Consider the following 13,400-nt stretch of genomic DNA (forward strand, 5'->3'; position numbering starts at 1 on the left):
ACCAACGACGGCTCGCCGCAGCCGTCCGGGGCGCCGGCGCCGACACCCTCGCCCTCAACCGCGGAGGGCTCGGGGCGCGGTGTGCCATCTGGTGCACGGGGTGCCGCCGGGCATCGACGTCACGTCTCGATGGGTGAGGGACGGGAAGATGCCCGTTCCGGCCCGCCAGGCGCCGTCCGGAACGTGGCTGGTCGCTGAGCCCGCTCCGGCCGTCTCTGCGATCTTCCGCAGTAACTGGTACCGGAGTGGCCGGAGACCAGGACACCGCCCCGGCGGTGCCGAAGCCTCGTGGAGCCGACCAGAAGACCCGCACCACCCCGTACCCGCCGCAAGGCCGGTACGGGGCGGGCAGGTGGCACAACCCTGCCGCACCAGCGGCAGACAGAAACGAGAGACCGTACTCATGCCGAGCCCCTGACGCTCTGGTGATGAGACGGGCCTTCCGGGCCGAAATGCCCGGAGCGCTGAGACCCGACTACGGTCTCAGCAACGGTACGTTGCCGCACGCCTTGGAGCCCCCACGATGAGTCGCGTCCTCGCCCGCAGCGCCCTGCTGCCCCTCCTCCTGCTGATGGCGGGGTGCACGAGCGCCTCCGACGACCGGCCCGGCACCGGACGGGCGACGGGCGAGACCGCCCGCTGGCGACCGGAGCCGGGCACCGAGTGGCAGTGGCAGCTCAGCGGGCGCCTGGACACCTCCGTCGACGTCCCCGTGTACGACATCGACGGCTTCGACCAGTCGGCCGACACCGTCGCCGAGCTGCACGACGACGGCCGCAAGGTCATCTGCTACCTCTCCACCGGGGCCTGGGAGGACTGGCGTCCGGACGCCGGCGACTTCCCGAAGGCGGTGATAGGCAAGGGCAACGGCTGGGAGGGCGAACGCTGGCTCGACATCCGCGCCACCGACGTCCTCGAACCGCTGATGGCCGCCCGTATCGACATGTGCGCGGAGAAGGGCTTCGACGCGGTCGAGCCCGACAACATGGACGGCTACCGCAACGACACCAGCTTCCCCCTCACGGCCGCCGACCAGCTCCGCTACAACCGCCTCGTCGCCCGTCTCGCCCATGAACGGGGCCTCGCGGTCGGCTTGAAGAACGACCTCGACCAGATACCCGAACTCGTCGACGACTTCGACTTCGCGGTCAACGAACAGTGCGCCCAGTTCGAGGAGTGCGAGGACCTCACCCCGTTCATCGAGGCGGACAAGGCCGTCTTCCACGTCGAGTACGAGATGGAGACGGGCGACTTCTGCCCCGAGGCCCGCCGCTTGGAGCTGAGCTCGCTGCTGAAGAAGTGGGAGCTGGGGGTGTGGCGGAAGGCCTGCTGACCCCTGGCAGGAGGGGCAGGGAGCTCAGCCGAGGGTGAAGACCACCAGCGCCGCCGTCGTCGCCGTCTCCGCGAGACCGCCGAACACATCACCGGTGACGCCCCCGAACCGCCGGACGCAGTGCCGCAGGAGCACCTCGGCGGCCGCACAGGCGAGGACGACCGCGAGGACCGTACGGCCGATGTCGTACGGCCCGAGCAACGCGCCCGTGCCCGCCGCCACGCACCCGGTCAACGCGGCCACGAGCAGCGCGCCGCGCACCGGCACCACCCCGGCCACCGCCGCCCCCAGCCCCTCCGGCCGGGCGGCGGGCACCCCGGCCCGCGCGGCCAGGGTCAGGGCCAGCCGGGCGGCGGTCGCGCCGACCACCGCCGCGAGCGCGCCCAGCGCCCAGGACTCGCCGTACGCCTCGGTGAGCGCGGCGACCTGGGCCAGCAGGACGAGGACGAGGGTGACGACACCGAACGGCCCGATGTCCGACTGCTTCATGATCCGCAGGGCGTCCTCGGCGGGCCTGCCGCTGCCGAGGCCGTCGGCGGTGTCGGCGAGCCCGTCCAGGTGCAGGCCCCGGGTGAGGGCGGCCGGTACGGCGACGGAGGCCACGGCGGCGAGCAGCGGCCCGGCCCCCAGGAACAGCAGAAGGCCGCCGAGCAGGGCCGCGCCCAGGCCGACGACCAGCCCGGCGACGGGCGCGCACAGCATCCCGGCGCGCGCCGCCTCACGGTCCCAGCGGCGCACGGTCACCGGCAGCACAGTGAGGGTGCCGAAGGCGAACCGCAGGCCGTCGGCGGGCGTCGGACGGGACGGGGCAGGGGGCTCGGGGGTCGTGGACACCGGCGCAGGCTACCCGTCGCGGTGGACCGGCTCGGCGGCGCCCGGGAGCAGTACTGGATAGAGTTCGCATATGGGTTACTGGTGGGAGCGGAACGTCATCGAGCCGGGCAAACTGCCGCTGCTGTTCGCGCTCGCCGCGTTCATCCTGACGTTCCTGATCACCCGGGTCGTCACCCGGCTCATCCGCGCCGGCAAGGGGCCGTTCCGCAACATCAGCGGCAGCGGTGGCGTCCACATCCACCACGTCGTCCCCGGAGTCCTCCTCACCATCGCCGGCGGCTTCGGCGCGGTGGCCAGCGACGGGCACGGTCTCGGCGCGCTGATCTCCGCCGTGCTGTTCGGCATGGGCGCGGGTCTGGTGCTGGACGAGTTCGCGCTGATCCTGCACCTCGACGACGTGTACTGGAGCGAGGCCGGCCGCAAGAGCGTCGAGATGGTCGTGCTGACGGCCGCCCTGGTGGGGCTGATGCTGGTCGGCTTCCTGCCCTTCGGCGTCAACGACCTCAGCGAGGAGGAACTCCAGGACCGGGGAGCCGTCATGGTCAGCATGGGGACGAACTTCCTCGTCGCCCTGATCGCCCTCGCCAAGGGCAAGGCCCGCACCGCCATCTTCGGCGTGATCATCCCGATCGTCGCCGTCGTCGGAGCCGTCCGGCTGGCCCGCCCCACATCCGCCTGGGCCCGCCGCTTCTACCGCCGCAGACCGCGCGCCCGCGCCCGCGCCTGGAAGCGCGCCTACCGCCACGACCGCCGCTGGGCGGGCCCCAGCCGCCGCTTTCAGGACTGGATCGGCGGCACCCCGGACGCGACCCCCGAGCGCCACTGACGGACTGCCTGCGCCGCGCAGACCACCAGGACCGCCGCGATGGCCGCCAGATGCTCCTTGCCCGCGAGGTTCTCCTTCACCAGCACCTCGACTGCCATCGCCACGACCACCGTGCCCGCCGTGACATACGCCCGGTACCGCCAGCCCGCGTACACGGCGAGCCCGACCACGGCCGCCGACGGGCCGGTGTCCACGACCTGCGCGTCCGACGCGGGCAGCCCCAATAGGGGGACGTCCGGACCGAGCGCGACGCCCACGCGCGCGTACAACGTGCCGGCCAGCGTGGCCAGGTACGCGACCGCGAGGGTCCGCAGCCGTCCCAGACAGATCTCCGCGATACCGAACACGATCAGGATCTGCGCCAGCGCGCCCCACACCGGCAGGTCCAGCGCCGGTACGAACAGGGAGAGCGGGGTGCGCGCCAGGGCCGTCCAGAGCGGGTCCTCCGCCCGTACGGCGCCGACGTTCTCGACGAACCGGTAGCCCCAGGACTGCTGGTGCGTGACGTGGACGACGGCCGCGAGACAGACGGCCGTGACCGTCATCCAGATCGCGCGCAGCCGACGGCGGGCCAGGGGCGGGCGCACGGCGGCGTACAGGAGCCCCCACTCTGCGCGGGCCCAGCGGGTGGCCCTGCCCGTACGCGTCTGCTTCACCCTCACGCCGTCAGAAGACAGGACGGGGGAGTGTGAAGTTGAGCGGGGTCGGAGTGATGCTGATCTCGTCGGGTTCCTGTGGGGTGCGTTGTCGGGTGCGGCTCCGGCGGGGCTTCTCGCGCAGTTCCCCGCGCCCCTAAATGATCAGGTCTCCGCGGTCCTGAAGGGCGACCGGCGGCGGGCCTGAAGAGCACGGGGCGCAGCCCCTGCTTTTCAGGGGCGCGGGGAACTGCGCGAGAAGCCCCACGCACCCGCACCCGACAACGCAACCCCCGAGGCCACCTACGTCGCGTCGTACTCCTCCGCGACGTTCTTCTCCTCGGCCTTCCCCGGCCCCACCACCCCGCCGGCCTCCCGCTCAGGCAGCTCCGCCGCCAACACCGCCGCCGCCCGCACCAGAGGCAGCGCCAGCAGCGCGCCCGCCCCCTCGCCGACCTTCACCCCGTGGTCGAGCAGCGGCTCGATCGCCATCCGGTCCAGCGCCTTGGCCTGCGCCGGCTCCCCGCTGCCCTGCCCGGCCAGCCACCAGTCCGGCGCCCGGAACGCGACCCGCTGGGCGACCAGCGCGCACGCCGCCGACACCACCCCGTCCAGGATCACCGGCGTCTTGCGCACCGCGCTCTGCAGCAGGAACCCGGTCATGGCGGCGAGATCCGCCCCACCCACGGTCGCCAGCAACTGCAACTGGTCCCCGAGCACCGGCCGGGCCCGCCGCAGGGAGTCCCGTACGGCCGCGCACTTGCGCATCCACGCCAGATCGTCGATCGCCCGCCCACCGCGCCCGGTCACGACCGACGCATCGGTCCCGCACAGCCCGGCGACGAGGACCGCCGCCGCCGTGGTTCCCCCGACACTCACATCACCGAGGACGACGAGGTCGGTCCCGGAGTCCGCCTCCTCGTCCGCGAGGGCGACGCCCACCCGGAACGCGGCCTCCGCCTCCTGAGCCGTCAGCGCGTCCTCGACGTCGATACGCCCGGACCCGCGCCGCACCCGATGCCGTACGACCTCGACGGGCAACGCCTCCGGGTCGCAGTCCAGCGCGAGGTCCACCACACGGACGGGTACGTCGAGCTGCCGGGCCAGCACCGCCACCGGGCTGCTGCCGTCCAGGACGCCCCGCACCAGCTCCACCGCCGTGCCCGCGGCCCGCGCGGAGACGCCGAGTTCGGCGATCCCGTGGTCGCCCGCGAACAGCAGCACCCGGGGCCGTTCGATCGGCCGCACCGGCACGGCCGACTGCGCCGCCGCCAGCCACTCACCCAGTTCGTCGAGGCGGCCCAGCGCCCCGGGCGGCACGATCTGCCTCTCCCGACGCGCCTCGGCGTCGCGGCGCACCCCACCGTCGGGGCGCTCGATCAGATCGGTGAAGTCGTCGAGATTAAGCGAGCTCATTCGCCGAACAGTACCGGCAGGGATCGAACACGACCGCGCCACACCATGACCCCGCGACGCATGTACGTCCCACCGCGCCAACGGCACGTCATTGCACCGGGAACGGGGCTCACGTACGTACCTTTTTGGGGCGAATGTCTCTACGTCGCCCACAGGAGCCGCCATGTCCCCCACCCCGCGGCCGGAGCCCGGCCCACTCGCGCCGGGAGTCGACCCCTTCCACGAACCGCGCCGGGAGGACTGCCCCTGGTGCGGCTCGCGGCAGTTGCGTACGCGGTTGCGCGCGCCGGAGGGGCGGCGGCGTACGCCGGGCACGTTCGTGGTGGACGAGTGCCGGGACTGCGCGCACGCCTTCCAGAACCCCCGGCTCACGACGGACGGGCTGCTGCTGCGGTACCACCAGCACGCCGCCGAGGACGAGTTCGGCACGCACCCCCTCGGGCGGCGCCGCCGCCGGCACCTGCGGGGTGCCGCCCGCGCGCTGCTGAGGTATCCCGAACCGGAGAGCTGGCTCGACGTCGGCACCGGACACGGCCACTTCCCGGAGACCGCGCATGCGATCCACCCGTACACCTCCTTCGACGGTCTCGACCCGACCCCGCGCGTCGACCGGGCCTGGGAGGCGGGGCGCGTGGAGGAGGCGTACCGGGGCCTGCTCACCGACCCCGAGATCACCACGCTACTGCGCGCCCGCTACGACGTGGTGAGCATGCTCCACCACCTCGAACACACCGCCGATCCCCGCGAGGAGCTCCGTGCCGCCCGCGCCGTGCTGCGCCCCGGCGGCCTGCTGCTGCTCGAAGTCCCGGATCCGGCCCGCCCGTTGGGGCCGCTGCCCGCCAGGAACCGACGCCTGTGGAAGCCGTGCGACCGCCCCCGCCCCCTGCACCTCGTGCCCCTGCGCAACCTGCTCGCCGAACTGCGCTCCCTGGGCTTCGAGGTCCTCACGGCCCGCCCGTGCACCCCCCTCCCGCCCCGCGCGCACCGCATCCTCGCGCGCCGCGCCACACCGCCGGCCGCCCCCGCAGCCCCCCGGGCGCCGATGGTCGAACGGGCGGATCCCTCAGCCCCGTAGCGGCAGCGCCCGCCCCGCCACCACCAGCAGCACGTGTTCGCACTCCTGCGCGAAGGCCGCGTTCAGACGGCCGAGTTCATCGCGGTAGCGGCGGCCGGAAGCGGTGGCGGGGACGATGCCGGAGCCGACCTCGTTGGAGACGGCGACCAGTGTGCGGCGCGTGTGCCGCACGGCCTCGGTGAGCTCGGTGACACGCGCCCGGAGTGCGCGCTCCCCGCCCCCGGCCCACTCCGCGTCGTCCCACGCCCCCACCGCGTCCATGGCGTCCGTCAGCCACAGCGAGAGACAGTCGAGGAGCAGCGGCGCCCCGTCGTCGTCCTTCAGCAGCGGGACGAGGTCGCAGGTCTCGACCGTGCGCCAGGAACCGGGCCGCCGCTCGCGGTGCGCGGCGACCCGCTCGGCCCACTCCCCGTCACCGCCCCGCAGTCCGCCGGTGGCCACGTACAGGACGTCCGGGAACGCCTCCAGCCGCCGCTCGGCCTCCACCGACTTCCCGGACCGCGCCCCGCCGAGCACCAGCGTGCGCCGCGGCACATCGGGGACGTCCTCGTAGGCGCCCACCACCAGCGTCGTCCCGTCCGGCACGGTGCGCGCGCCCGCCGCCGCGAGCCGGCGCGGCAACTCGCCGTCCGCCGGCACGTCGTGGTCGATGTGCACGGCCACGACATCGGTCGTCGGGCCCACCGCCCCCGCCGCCCGCAGCCGGGCCAGCGCGTCCGGCCGCCCCAGCACGTCGAGGAGCACCATGTCGTACGGCTCCGACGGCTCCTCCACACCGGCGGGCGCGGCCCCCGGCGGCAGATACAGCAGCCGCTGGCCGCCCGGACCGGTCACCGCGTACCCGGTCCCGGGCGAGTCCAGGGCCCGTGCCCGCACCCGGTGTCCGCTCAGCAGCGCCAGCTCCCGCCCGTCCGGCACCCGCACGGGTTGCGGCAACCCCGTCGGCACCTCCACGGCGGGCCCGTCGTGCGGGTGCGACAGCAGGACCTGCCGCACTCCGGTGAGCGTGCGCCCGGCGCGCGCGGCCGCGAGGGCGGCGCCCGGAGTGAGGTCGAGCAGCAGTGTGCCGTCCACGAGCAGCGCGGTCGCCCCGCGCGCGGCCACACCGAGCGCGGTCGCGCACACCGCACACGGACAGTCGGGGCGGGGCAGCCCCGCGGGGGCGCCGGTGCCGAGCAATGTCAGTTCCACGTAGGCGATTTTCCCGCGTCCCGATGAGTACTCGCAGATCTTGCGCGTCCGACCAGGGTCTGCCCGTCGGATCAGGTCACAGGGGGCCGTGGCGCCTCATGACCGCCGGTGAGCGTGGTCCGGTGCGTGCGGCTGCAAGGCGGAGGAGGTAGTCGACGCGGAGCGATGGGGGCCCCTCCCGCTCGAACGAAGCCGAGAGTGGCGGAGACCGACGACACGCGGCAGACGTGCGTGCCGGACCCCGCGTCTGGGACATGATCCGACGGACAGGCCCTAGGCTCAGGGGGAACCGGATCTTGCTCGGTGCCGGGTGCGGTGCCGGGCCGGTACTTACGGAGGCTCACATGGCGGCATGGACGTGGCGGTTCGAGAAGGCCGACGGGACGGAGGTCCAGCCCGCGGTCCAGCCCGAGGAGTTCACGACCCAGGGGGATGCCGAGTCGTGGATCGGCGAGCACTGGAAAGCGCTGCTGGAGGGTGGCGCCGACCAGGTCCGTCTCTTCGAGGACACGACGGAGATCTACGGGCCGATGAGCCTGCACGCGCAGGACGCGTAGCGCTCCGCGGGTGGGGCGGGGTCCTGTGCGGGGCTCCGCCCCGATCCCCGTGTAAGGGGGGCGGGGGGTGTGGTTCGTGCACGGGTGCGGGCCCGGTGAGGCTTCTCGCGCAGTTCCCCGAGCCCCTGAAAAGCAGGGGCTGCGCCCCGTGCTTTTCGCCCTTGAGCGGCCGAAGGCCCTCAAGGGGCGCGGGGAACTGCGCGACCAGCCCCCACCGGACCGGCAGATGGGGGTCGAAGGGGCGCGGCCCTTGAGGATGGGACGGGTAGGGGCGCCGGGGGCGAGAAGGCTCAGCCCCGCACGCCGCACAGGTGCAGCAACGCCGCCACCTGGCGATAAGGATCCGTCCGCCCGGCCCGCTCCTCCGCCGCGAGGAGCGCATCGAGGTCCCCCTGCCCGTCGGGCAGTCCCGCGTCGTCCGCGGCGAGGTCAGTGAACACCCGCACCCCGTACCAGGCGTGCAACGGCGCCCCGATCCCCGCGAGCGCGTCCGTCAAGGTCTCCAACCGATCCGCCCGCACATCCAGCCCGAGCCGGTTCCGGTACGCGGTGGTGTCGAACGCGGCCAGCGCCCCGGCCCAGTCCCCGGCGAGCCCCGCCCGCATCGCGAGCGCGTCCCCGTTGCGGACGAGCAGCGACAGCAGCCCACCCGGCGCCAGCATCCGCGCCAGCCCGGCCAGCAGGGCGTCGGGCTCCTCGACGTACATCAGCACCCCGTGACAGAGCACCACGTCGAAGCTGCCCGGCAGGAAGTGCACACCCGTGTCCCGGCCGTCGCCCTCGACGATCCGCATCCGCCCTCGGATGCCCTCGGGCTCGGCGGCGACCGCCTCCCGGGCCACGGCGATCAGCTTCGACTCGCGCTCGATGCCGGTCACCGCGTGTCCGGCCCGGGCCAGCCGCAGCGCCTGCGTGCCCTGCCCCATGCCCACGTCGAGCACCCGGAGCCGCTGCCCGACCGGGAATCGTCCCGCTATCTGCTCGTCGACCTGGCGCGAGACCAGCTCCTGTCGCACGACCTCACGCAGGGTGCCCAGTCGGTCCAGCCATGCCTGCGCGGCACCTTGTGAGAAAGGGGTGGTGCTCAGGGCCGCTCTCCGCGCTTGACCTGCGGCTTGGGCAGCCGGAGGCGACGCATCTGGAGCGTGCGCATGAGGGCGTAGGCCACGGCGCCCTTGGTGTTCGCGTCGGGGAAGCGCTCGCGCAGCTGCTTCTTCAGACGGAACCCGAGGCTGATCGAGTCGACCACGATCAGCACGATCACGAAGAGCCACAGCAGGAGCGCGATGTTCTGCAGCGACGGCACCTGCACCATGCTCAGCACGAGGATGATCACGGCCAGCGGCAGGAAGAACTCCGCGATGTGGAACCGAGAGTCCACGTAGTCACGGGCGAACCGGCGGACCGGGCCCTTGTCCCGCGCCGGCAGATAGCGCTCGTCACCGGTGGCCAGCGCCTGGCGCTGCTTCTCCATCGCGGCACGGCGCTCGTCGCGGGAGCGCTTGGCGGCCTCCTTGCGCGTCGTCGGCGTATTGGCGACGCTTCGGCGCTGCCCCTGGGCCACACTCCGTTTCGGAGTGGGGCGCCCCTTGGGGGCCTGCGGGTCACGGGTCTGCTTGGAGTCGGTCACCAGCGCCTTGTCGGCGACCGATTCCTTCTCGCTCTTGGCGCGGCTACGGAACACAAAACCCAAGGGTACGGGGTGCCGGGGCATGGACCCCAGCCGAGTGGGGAACGATCCGGCAACACCCGGCGTCCGTACTGGAGACAGAGCTGGGGCGACAGTTCGGAAAAGGGGGAGCGCGGTGACGGTTCGCCCGTAGCGGAGCTGAGGTATTTCGGGGAGCGGCCCGTACGCAACCCCGGGAGCCACCTACTCCCTACGCCGGAGCGGTGCCGCACACAGTCGTCCTTGGGGATGACCGCATCCGTCCCCGAACAGTGCGGTAATGGATGCAGGGCCCGTACTGTGGGTTCTGTCGCAGACCTGTGAGCTGGAGTCCGTCAGAAGGGGGCGCGCGAAGCCCATGAGCGGTGTCATGAAGCGTATGGGGATGATCTTCCGCGCGAAGGCGAACAAGGCCCTTGACCGGGCCGAGGACCCGCGCGAGACCCTTGATTACTCGTATCAGAAGCAGCTGGAGCTGCTCCAGAAGGTGCGCCGGGGCGTGGCCGACGTCGCCACCTCCCGCAAGCGCCTGGAGCTCCAGCTCAACCAGCTCCAGTCCCAGTCCTCGAAGCTGGAGGACCAGGGCCGCAAGGCGCTCGCGCTCGGCCGAGAGGACCTGGCCCGCGAGGCGCTCTCGCGCCGTGCCGCGCTCCAGCAGCAGGTGACGGACCTGGAGACGCAGCACTCCACGCTCCAGGGCGAGGAGGAGAAGCTCACCCTGGCCGCGCAGCGCCTGCAGGCCAAGGTCGACGCGTTCCGCACCAAGAAGGAGACGATCAAGGCCACGTACACCGCCGCCCAGGCCCAGACCAGGATCGGCGAGGCGTTCTCCGGCATCTCCGAGGAGATGGGCGACGTCGGTCTCGCCATCCAGCGCGCCGAGGACAAGACGGCCCAGCTCCAGGCCCGGGCCGGTGCCATCGACGAACTGCTGGCCTCCGGCGCGCTCGACGACCCGTCCGGGATGCACAAGGACGACATCCAGGCCGAGCTGGACCGCCTCTCCGGTGGTACGGACGTCGAGCTGGAGCTCCAGCGTATGAAGGCGGAGCTGGCGGGCGGCCCGTCCGCGCAGCAGCAGGCCATCGAGGGCGGCACCGGCCAGTCGGCGCCGCAGCAGCAGTCCCAGCGCCAGGACACCCCGCGCTTCGACAAGTAAGGCGACTCCCGTCCCGGAGGAGGGCGACATGATCGTTCGGATCATGGGGGAGGGGCAGGTGAGGCTGGACGACGTCCACTTCGCCGAACTGAACAAGCTGGACGACGTCCTCCTGGCGGAGATGGAGGTCGGCGACGGCCCGGGCTTCCGCCATACCCTCCACGCCCTCCTGGACAAGGTCCGCGAACTGGGCACCCCCCTGCCCGACGACTCCCTGGAACCTTCGGAACTGATCCTCCCGTCGCCGGACGCGACACTGGAGGAGGTCAAGCAGATGCTGAGCGACGACGGCCTGATCCCGGGGTGAGGAGCCTGAAAAGCAGGGGCGCGGGGAACTGCGCGACGGCCCCCACCGGACCCGCACCCGACAACGCACGGTTTCGGGGTCGAAGGGGCAGCGCCCCTGGTGACGGGACGGGTGGGGGCGGCGGGGGGCGGGAAACCTCTGCCCAGCCCCACAGGTACCGCCACCACCAGTTCCGCCCCCCACAACCGCCCCGTACCGTAATCAACCGTGAGCACCCTCCAGCGAGCCAGGACCTGGCTGACGGCGCACCCCCTCGCGCTGGACGCCGCCCTCGCCGCGGGCGTCCTCGTCGCGATGGTCGCCGGCTCCTTCGTGGACCCCAACGCCGACCACGGCGACAAGTGGGGCGCCCGCACCCCCGACGCGCTCAGCCTCGCGCTCATGGTGCCGGCCGCCGCCGTCCTCGTCGCCCGCCGCCGCACCCCCATGGCCGTCCTGGCCGCGACCTGCGCGCTCACCCTCGCCGAACTGGTGACCGGCGACCCCCGTGCCCCCGTGGCGATGTCCGCCGTCATCGCCCTCTACACGGTCGCCTCCACCACCGACCGCCCCACCACCTGGCGCGTCGGCCTGCTCACGATGACCGTGCTGACGGGCACGGCCATGCTCGTCGGCCCGCTGCCCTGGTATGCCCAGGAGAACATCGGCATCTTCGCCTGGACCGGCATGGCCGCCACCGCCGGGGACGCGGTCCGCAGCCGCCGCGCCTTCGTGCACGCCATCAGGGAGCGCGCCGAACGGGCGGAGCGCACCCGCGAGGAGGAGGCCCGCCGCCGGGTCGCCGAGGAGCGGCTGCGGATCGCCCGCGACTTGCACGATGTCGTCGCCCACCACATCGCCCTGGTCAATGTGCAGGCCGGAGTCGCCGCGCACGTCATGGACAAGCGGCCCGACCAGGCCAAGGAGGCCCTCGCCCACGTCCGTGAGGCCAGCCGCTCCGCGCTGGGCGAACTCCGCGCCACGGTCGGGCTGCTGCGCCAGTCCGGCGACCCCGAGGCACCCACCGAACCCGCCCCGGGCCTGGTCCGGCTCGACGAACTCGTCGGCACCTTCCACAGCGCCGGCCTCGCGGTGGAGGTGGTCCGCGCCGACGAGGGGGTGAGCCTCCCGGCCGCCGTCGACCTGGCTGCGTACCGCGTCATCCAGGAGGCGCTCACCAATGTGCACAAGCACGCCGGTGAGGCGGCGAAGGCCGAGGTCAGCGTCGTACGCGTCGGCCCGGACGTGGAGATCACCGTCCTCGACAACGGCACCGGACGGACCGCGGCGGGCGACACGAATCCCGAGAACCCCGAGGGCGGCGGGCACGGCCTGCTCGGTATGCGCGAACGCGTCGCCGCGCTCGGCGGCACCCTCACCACCGGCCCCCGCTACGGCGGCGGCTTCCGGGTCCATGCGATCCTGCCGCTCAAGACCCGAACGACCACCGCGGAAGACGTACGACCGTGAGCCGCACGGTCGAGGCGGCGGCCGTACGACCGTGACCAGCGCCCCGGGGGACCCCGTATGACGATCCGTGTCCTGCTCGCCGACGACCAGGCCCTGCTGCGCAGCGCCTTCCGGGTGCTCGTCGACTCGGAGCCGGACATGGAGGTCGTCGGGGAGGCCTCGGACGGGGCGGAGGCGGTGCGGCTCGCGAAGGAGGAGCGGGCGGACGTCGTGCTGATGGACATCCGGATGCCCGGCACGGACGGGCTGGCCGCCACCCGCATGATCAGCGCCGACCCGGCGCTCGCCCAGGTCCGCGTCGTCATCCTCACCACCTTCGAGGTCGACGACTACGTCGTGCAGTCGCTGCGCGCCGGCGCCTCCGGCTTCCTCGGCAAGGGCTCCGAGCCCGACGAGCTGCTGAACGCGATCCGGGTGGCCGCCGGCGGAGAGGCGCTGCTGTCGCCCACCGCCACCAAGGGTCTGATCGCCCGCTTCCTCGCCCAGCCCGACGACTCGGCCGGCGGCGAGGGCGGGGGCGCCGCCCGCTCGGAACGGCTCGCCACCCTGACCGGTCGCGAGCGGGAGGTACTCGTCCAGGTCGCCGCCGGGCTCTCCAACGACGAGATCGCCGAGCGGCTGGAGGTGAGCCCGCTGACCGTGAAGACACACGTCAACCGGGCCATGGCGAAGCTGGGCGCCCGGGACCGCGCGCAGCTGGTGGTCTTCGCGTACGAGTCGGGCCTGGTACGACCGAGGGTGGACTGAGGGCCGCCGGGGACTACTCCACTCGGAGTATGCGCGGCGTATGGAAATGGCCCTGGGGAGCGAGGGAACGGGCGCTTCCGTGGCCCAGGGTATGAGGTGAGCGCTCACCATCGCTTCACACGAGCGACACATGGGGGGCAACAGCCGCATGTGGCAGGGGCGTTCGTCACCCGCTCACGCCACAGAAGAGAGACACTGACCC

Annotated in this window: 14 protein-coding genes; 8 read left to right on the forward strand and 6 right to left on the reverse strand. The window is 72.9% G+C overall.

Translation table 11 applies throughout. The features are described 5' to 3' along the window. Window positions 1-523: 523 nt before the first annotated feature. Window positions 524-1,333: an endo alpha-1,4 polygalactosaminidase gene (locus P8T65_RS34860; protein ID WP_316729154.1), complete on the forward strand. Its 810-nt coding sequence runs from the start codon at window positions 524-526 to the stop codon at window positions 1,331-1,333. 24 nt (window positions 1,334-1,357) lie between these two features. On the opposite strand, the gene P8T65_RS34865 is transcribed toward P8T65_RS34860, so the two are convergent. Next, the gene (locus P8T65_RS34865; RefSeq protein ID WP_316729155.1) at window positions 1,358-2,167 is read right to left on the reverse strand and encodes an adenosylcobinamide-GDP ribazoletransferase; all 810 of its coding nucleotides are present in this window, start codon (window positions 2,165-2,167) and stop codon (window positions 1,358-1,360) included. A 70-nt stretch (window positions 2,168-2,237) separates the two neighbouring features. Between P8T65_RS34865 and P8T65_RS34870 the strand changes: the two genes are divergently transcribed. Beyond that, complete coding sequence (locus tag P8T65_RS34870) at window positions 2,238-2,993, forward strand: hypothetical protein (protein ID WP_316729156.1); 756 nt, start codon at window positions 2,238-2,240, stop codon at window positions 2,991-2,993. On the opposite strand, the gene P8T65_RS34875 is transcribed toward P8T65_RS34870, so the two are convergent. Both P8T65_RS34875 and cobT read right to left on the reverse strand, forming a co-directional pair. Continuing rightward, window positions 2,945-3,649, reverse strand: coding sequence for a hypothetical protein (locus P8T65_RS34875; protein ID WP_316729157.1), 705 nt, complete (start codon window positions 3,647-3,649; stop codon window positions 2,945-2,947). The two genes, P8T65_RS34870 and P8T65_RS34875, sit on opposite strands and share 49 nt — an antisense overlap. Before the next feature lie 282 nt (window positions 3,650-3,931). Further along, on the reverse strand, window positions 3,932-5,044 hold the full coding sequence (gene cobT / locus P8T65_RS34880; protein ID WP_316729158.1) for a nicotinate-nucleotide--dimethylbenzimidazole phosphoribosyltransferase: 1,113 nt from the start codon (window positions 5,042-5,044) through the stop codon (window positions 3,932-3,934). A 163-nt stretch (window positions 5,045-5,207) separates the two neighbouring features. Between cobT and P8T65_RS34885 the strand changes: the two genes are divergently transcribed. Then, window positions 5,208-6,119 carry a class I SAM-dependent methyltransferase gene (locus P8T65_RS34885; protein ID WP_316729159.1) on the forward strand — a complete coding sequence of 304 codons (912 nt, stop codon included), beginning with the start codon at window positions 5,208-5,210 and terminating at the stop codon, window positions 6,117-6,119. Here P8T65_RS34885 and P8T65_RS34890 read toward each other — a convergent pair. After that, window positions 6,108-7,310 carry a bifunctional adenosylcobinamide kinase/adenosylcobinamide-phosphate guanylyltransferase gene (locus P8T65_RS34890; RefSeq protein WP_316729160.1) on the reverse strand — a complete coding sequence of 401 codons (1,203 nt, stop codon included), beginning with the start codon at window positions 7,308-7,310 and terminating at the stop codon, window positions 6,108-6,110. The two genes, P8T65_RS34885 and P8T65_RS34890, sit on opposite strands and share 12 nt — an antisense overlap. 344 nt (window positions 7,311-7,654) lie before the next feature. On the opposite strand from P8T65_RS34890, the gene P8T65_RS34895 reads away from it, so the two are divergent. Further along, entirely contained in the window at window positions 7,655-7,867 is a 213-nt protein-coding gene (locus P8T65_RS34895) for a hypothetical protein (RefSeq protein WP_033528198.1), read from the forward strand. Window positions 7,868-8,157: 290 nt separating this feature from the next. Here the strand turns inward: P8T65_RS34895 and P8T65_RS34900 are convergent, their stop codons facing one another. Together P8T65_RS34900 and P8T65_RS34905 are read right to left on the reverse strand one after the other, a co-directional pair. After that, window positions 8,158-8,871, reverse strand: coding sequence for a bifunctional 2-polyprenyl-6-hydroxyphenol methylase/3-demethylubiquinol 3-O-methyltransferase UbiG (locus P8T65_RS34900; protein WP_215457735.1), 714 nt, complete (start codon window positions 8,869-8,871; stop codon window positions 8,158-8,160). Window positions 8,872-8,951: 80 nt separating this feature from the next. Continuing rightward, window positions 8,952-9,581 (reverse strand): DUF3043 domain-containing protein, encoded by a 630-nt coding sequence (locus tag P8T65_RS34905; protein WP_230212140.1) that lies wholly within the window; start codon window positions 9,579-9,581, stop codon window positions 8,952-8,954. 313 nt (window positions 9,582-9,894) lie between these two features. On the opposite strand from P8T65_RS34905, the gene P8T65_RS34910 reads away from it, so the two are divergent. From P8T65_RS34910 to P8T65_RS34925, 4 genes are all read left to right on the forward strand, one after another. Continuing rightward, window positions 9,895-10,695 (forward strand): PspA/IM30 family protein, encoded by an 801-nt coding sequence (locus P8T65_RS34910; protein WP_060884980.1) that lies wholly within the window; start codon window positions 9,895-9,897, stop codon window positions 10,693-10,695. A 28-nt stretch (window positions 10,696-10,723) separates the two neighbouring features. Then, window positions 10,724-11,002 (forward strand): PspA-associated protein PspAA, encoded by a 279-nt coding sequence (locus P8T65_RS34915; protein ID WP_045555382.1) that lies wholly within the window; start codon window positions 10,724-10,726, stop codon window positions 11,000-11,002. A 207-nt stretch (window positions 11,003-11,209) separates the two neighbouring features. After that, window positions 11,210-12,451 carry a sensor histidine kinase gene (locus tag P8T65_RS34920; protein ID WP_316729161.1) on the forward strand — a complete coding sequence of 414 codons (1,242 nt, stop codon included), beginning with the start codon at window positions 11,210-11,212 and terminating at the stop codon, window positions 12,449-12,451. A 57-nt stretch (window positions 12,452-12,508) separates the two neighbouring features. After that, window positions 12,509-13,198 (forward strand): response regulator, encoded by a 690-nt coding sequence (locus tag P8T65_RS34925; protein WP_184895090.1) that lies wholly within the window; start codon window positions 12,509-12,511, stop codon window positions 13,196-13,198. Window positions 13,199-13,400: the final 202 nt, after the last annotated feature.

Origin of the sequence: Streptomyces sp. 11x1 (assembly GCF_032598905.1) — a bacterium.
In the GTDB taxonomy this organism is placed as follows: domain Bacteria; phylum Actinomycetota; class Actinomycetes; order Streptomycetales; family Streptomycetaceae; genus Streptomyces.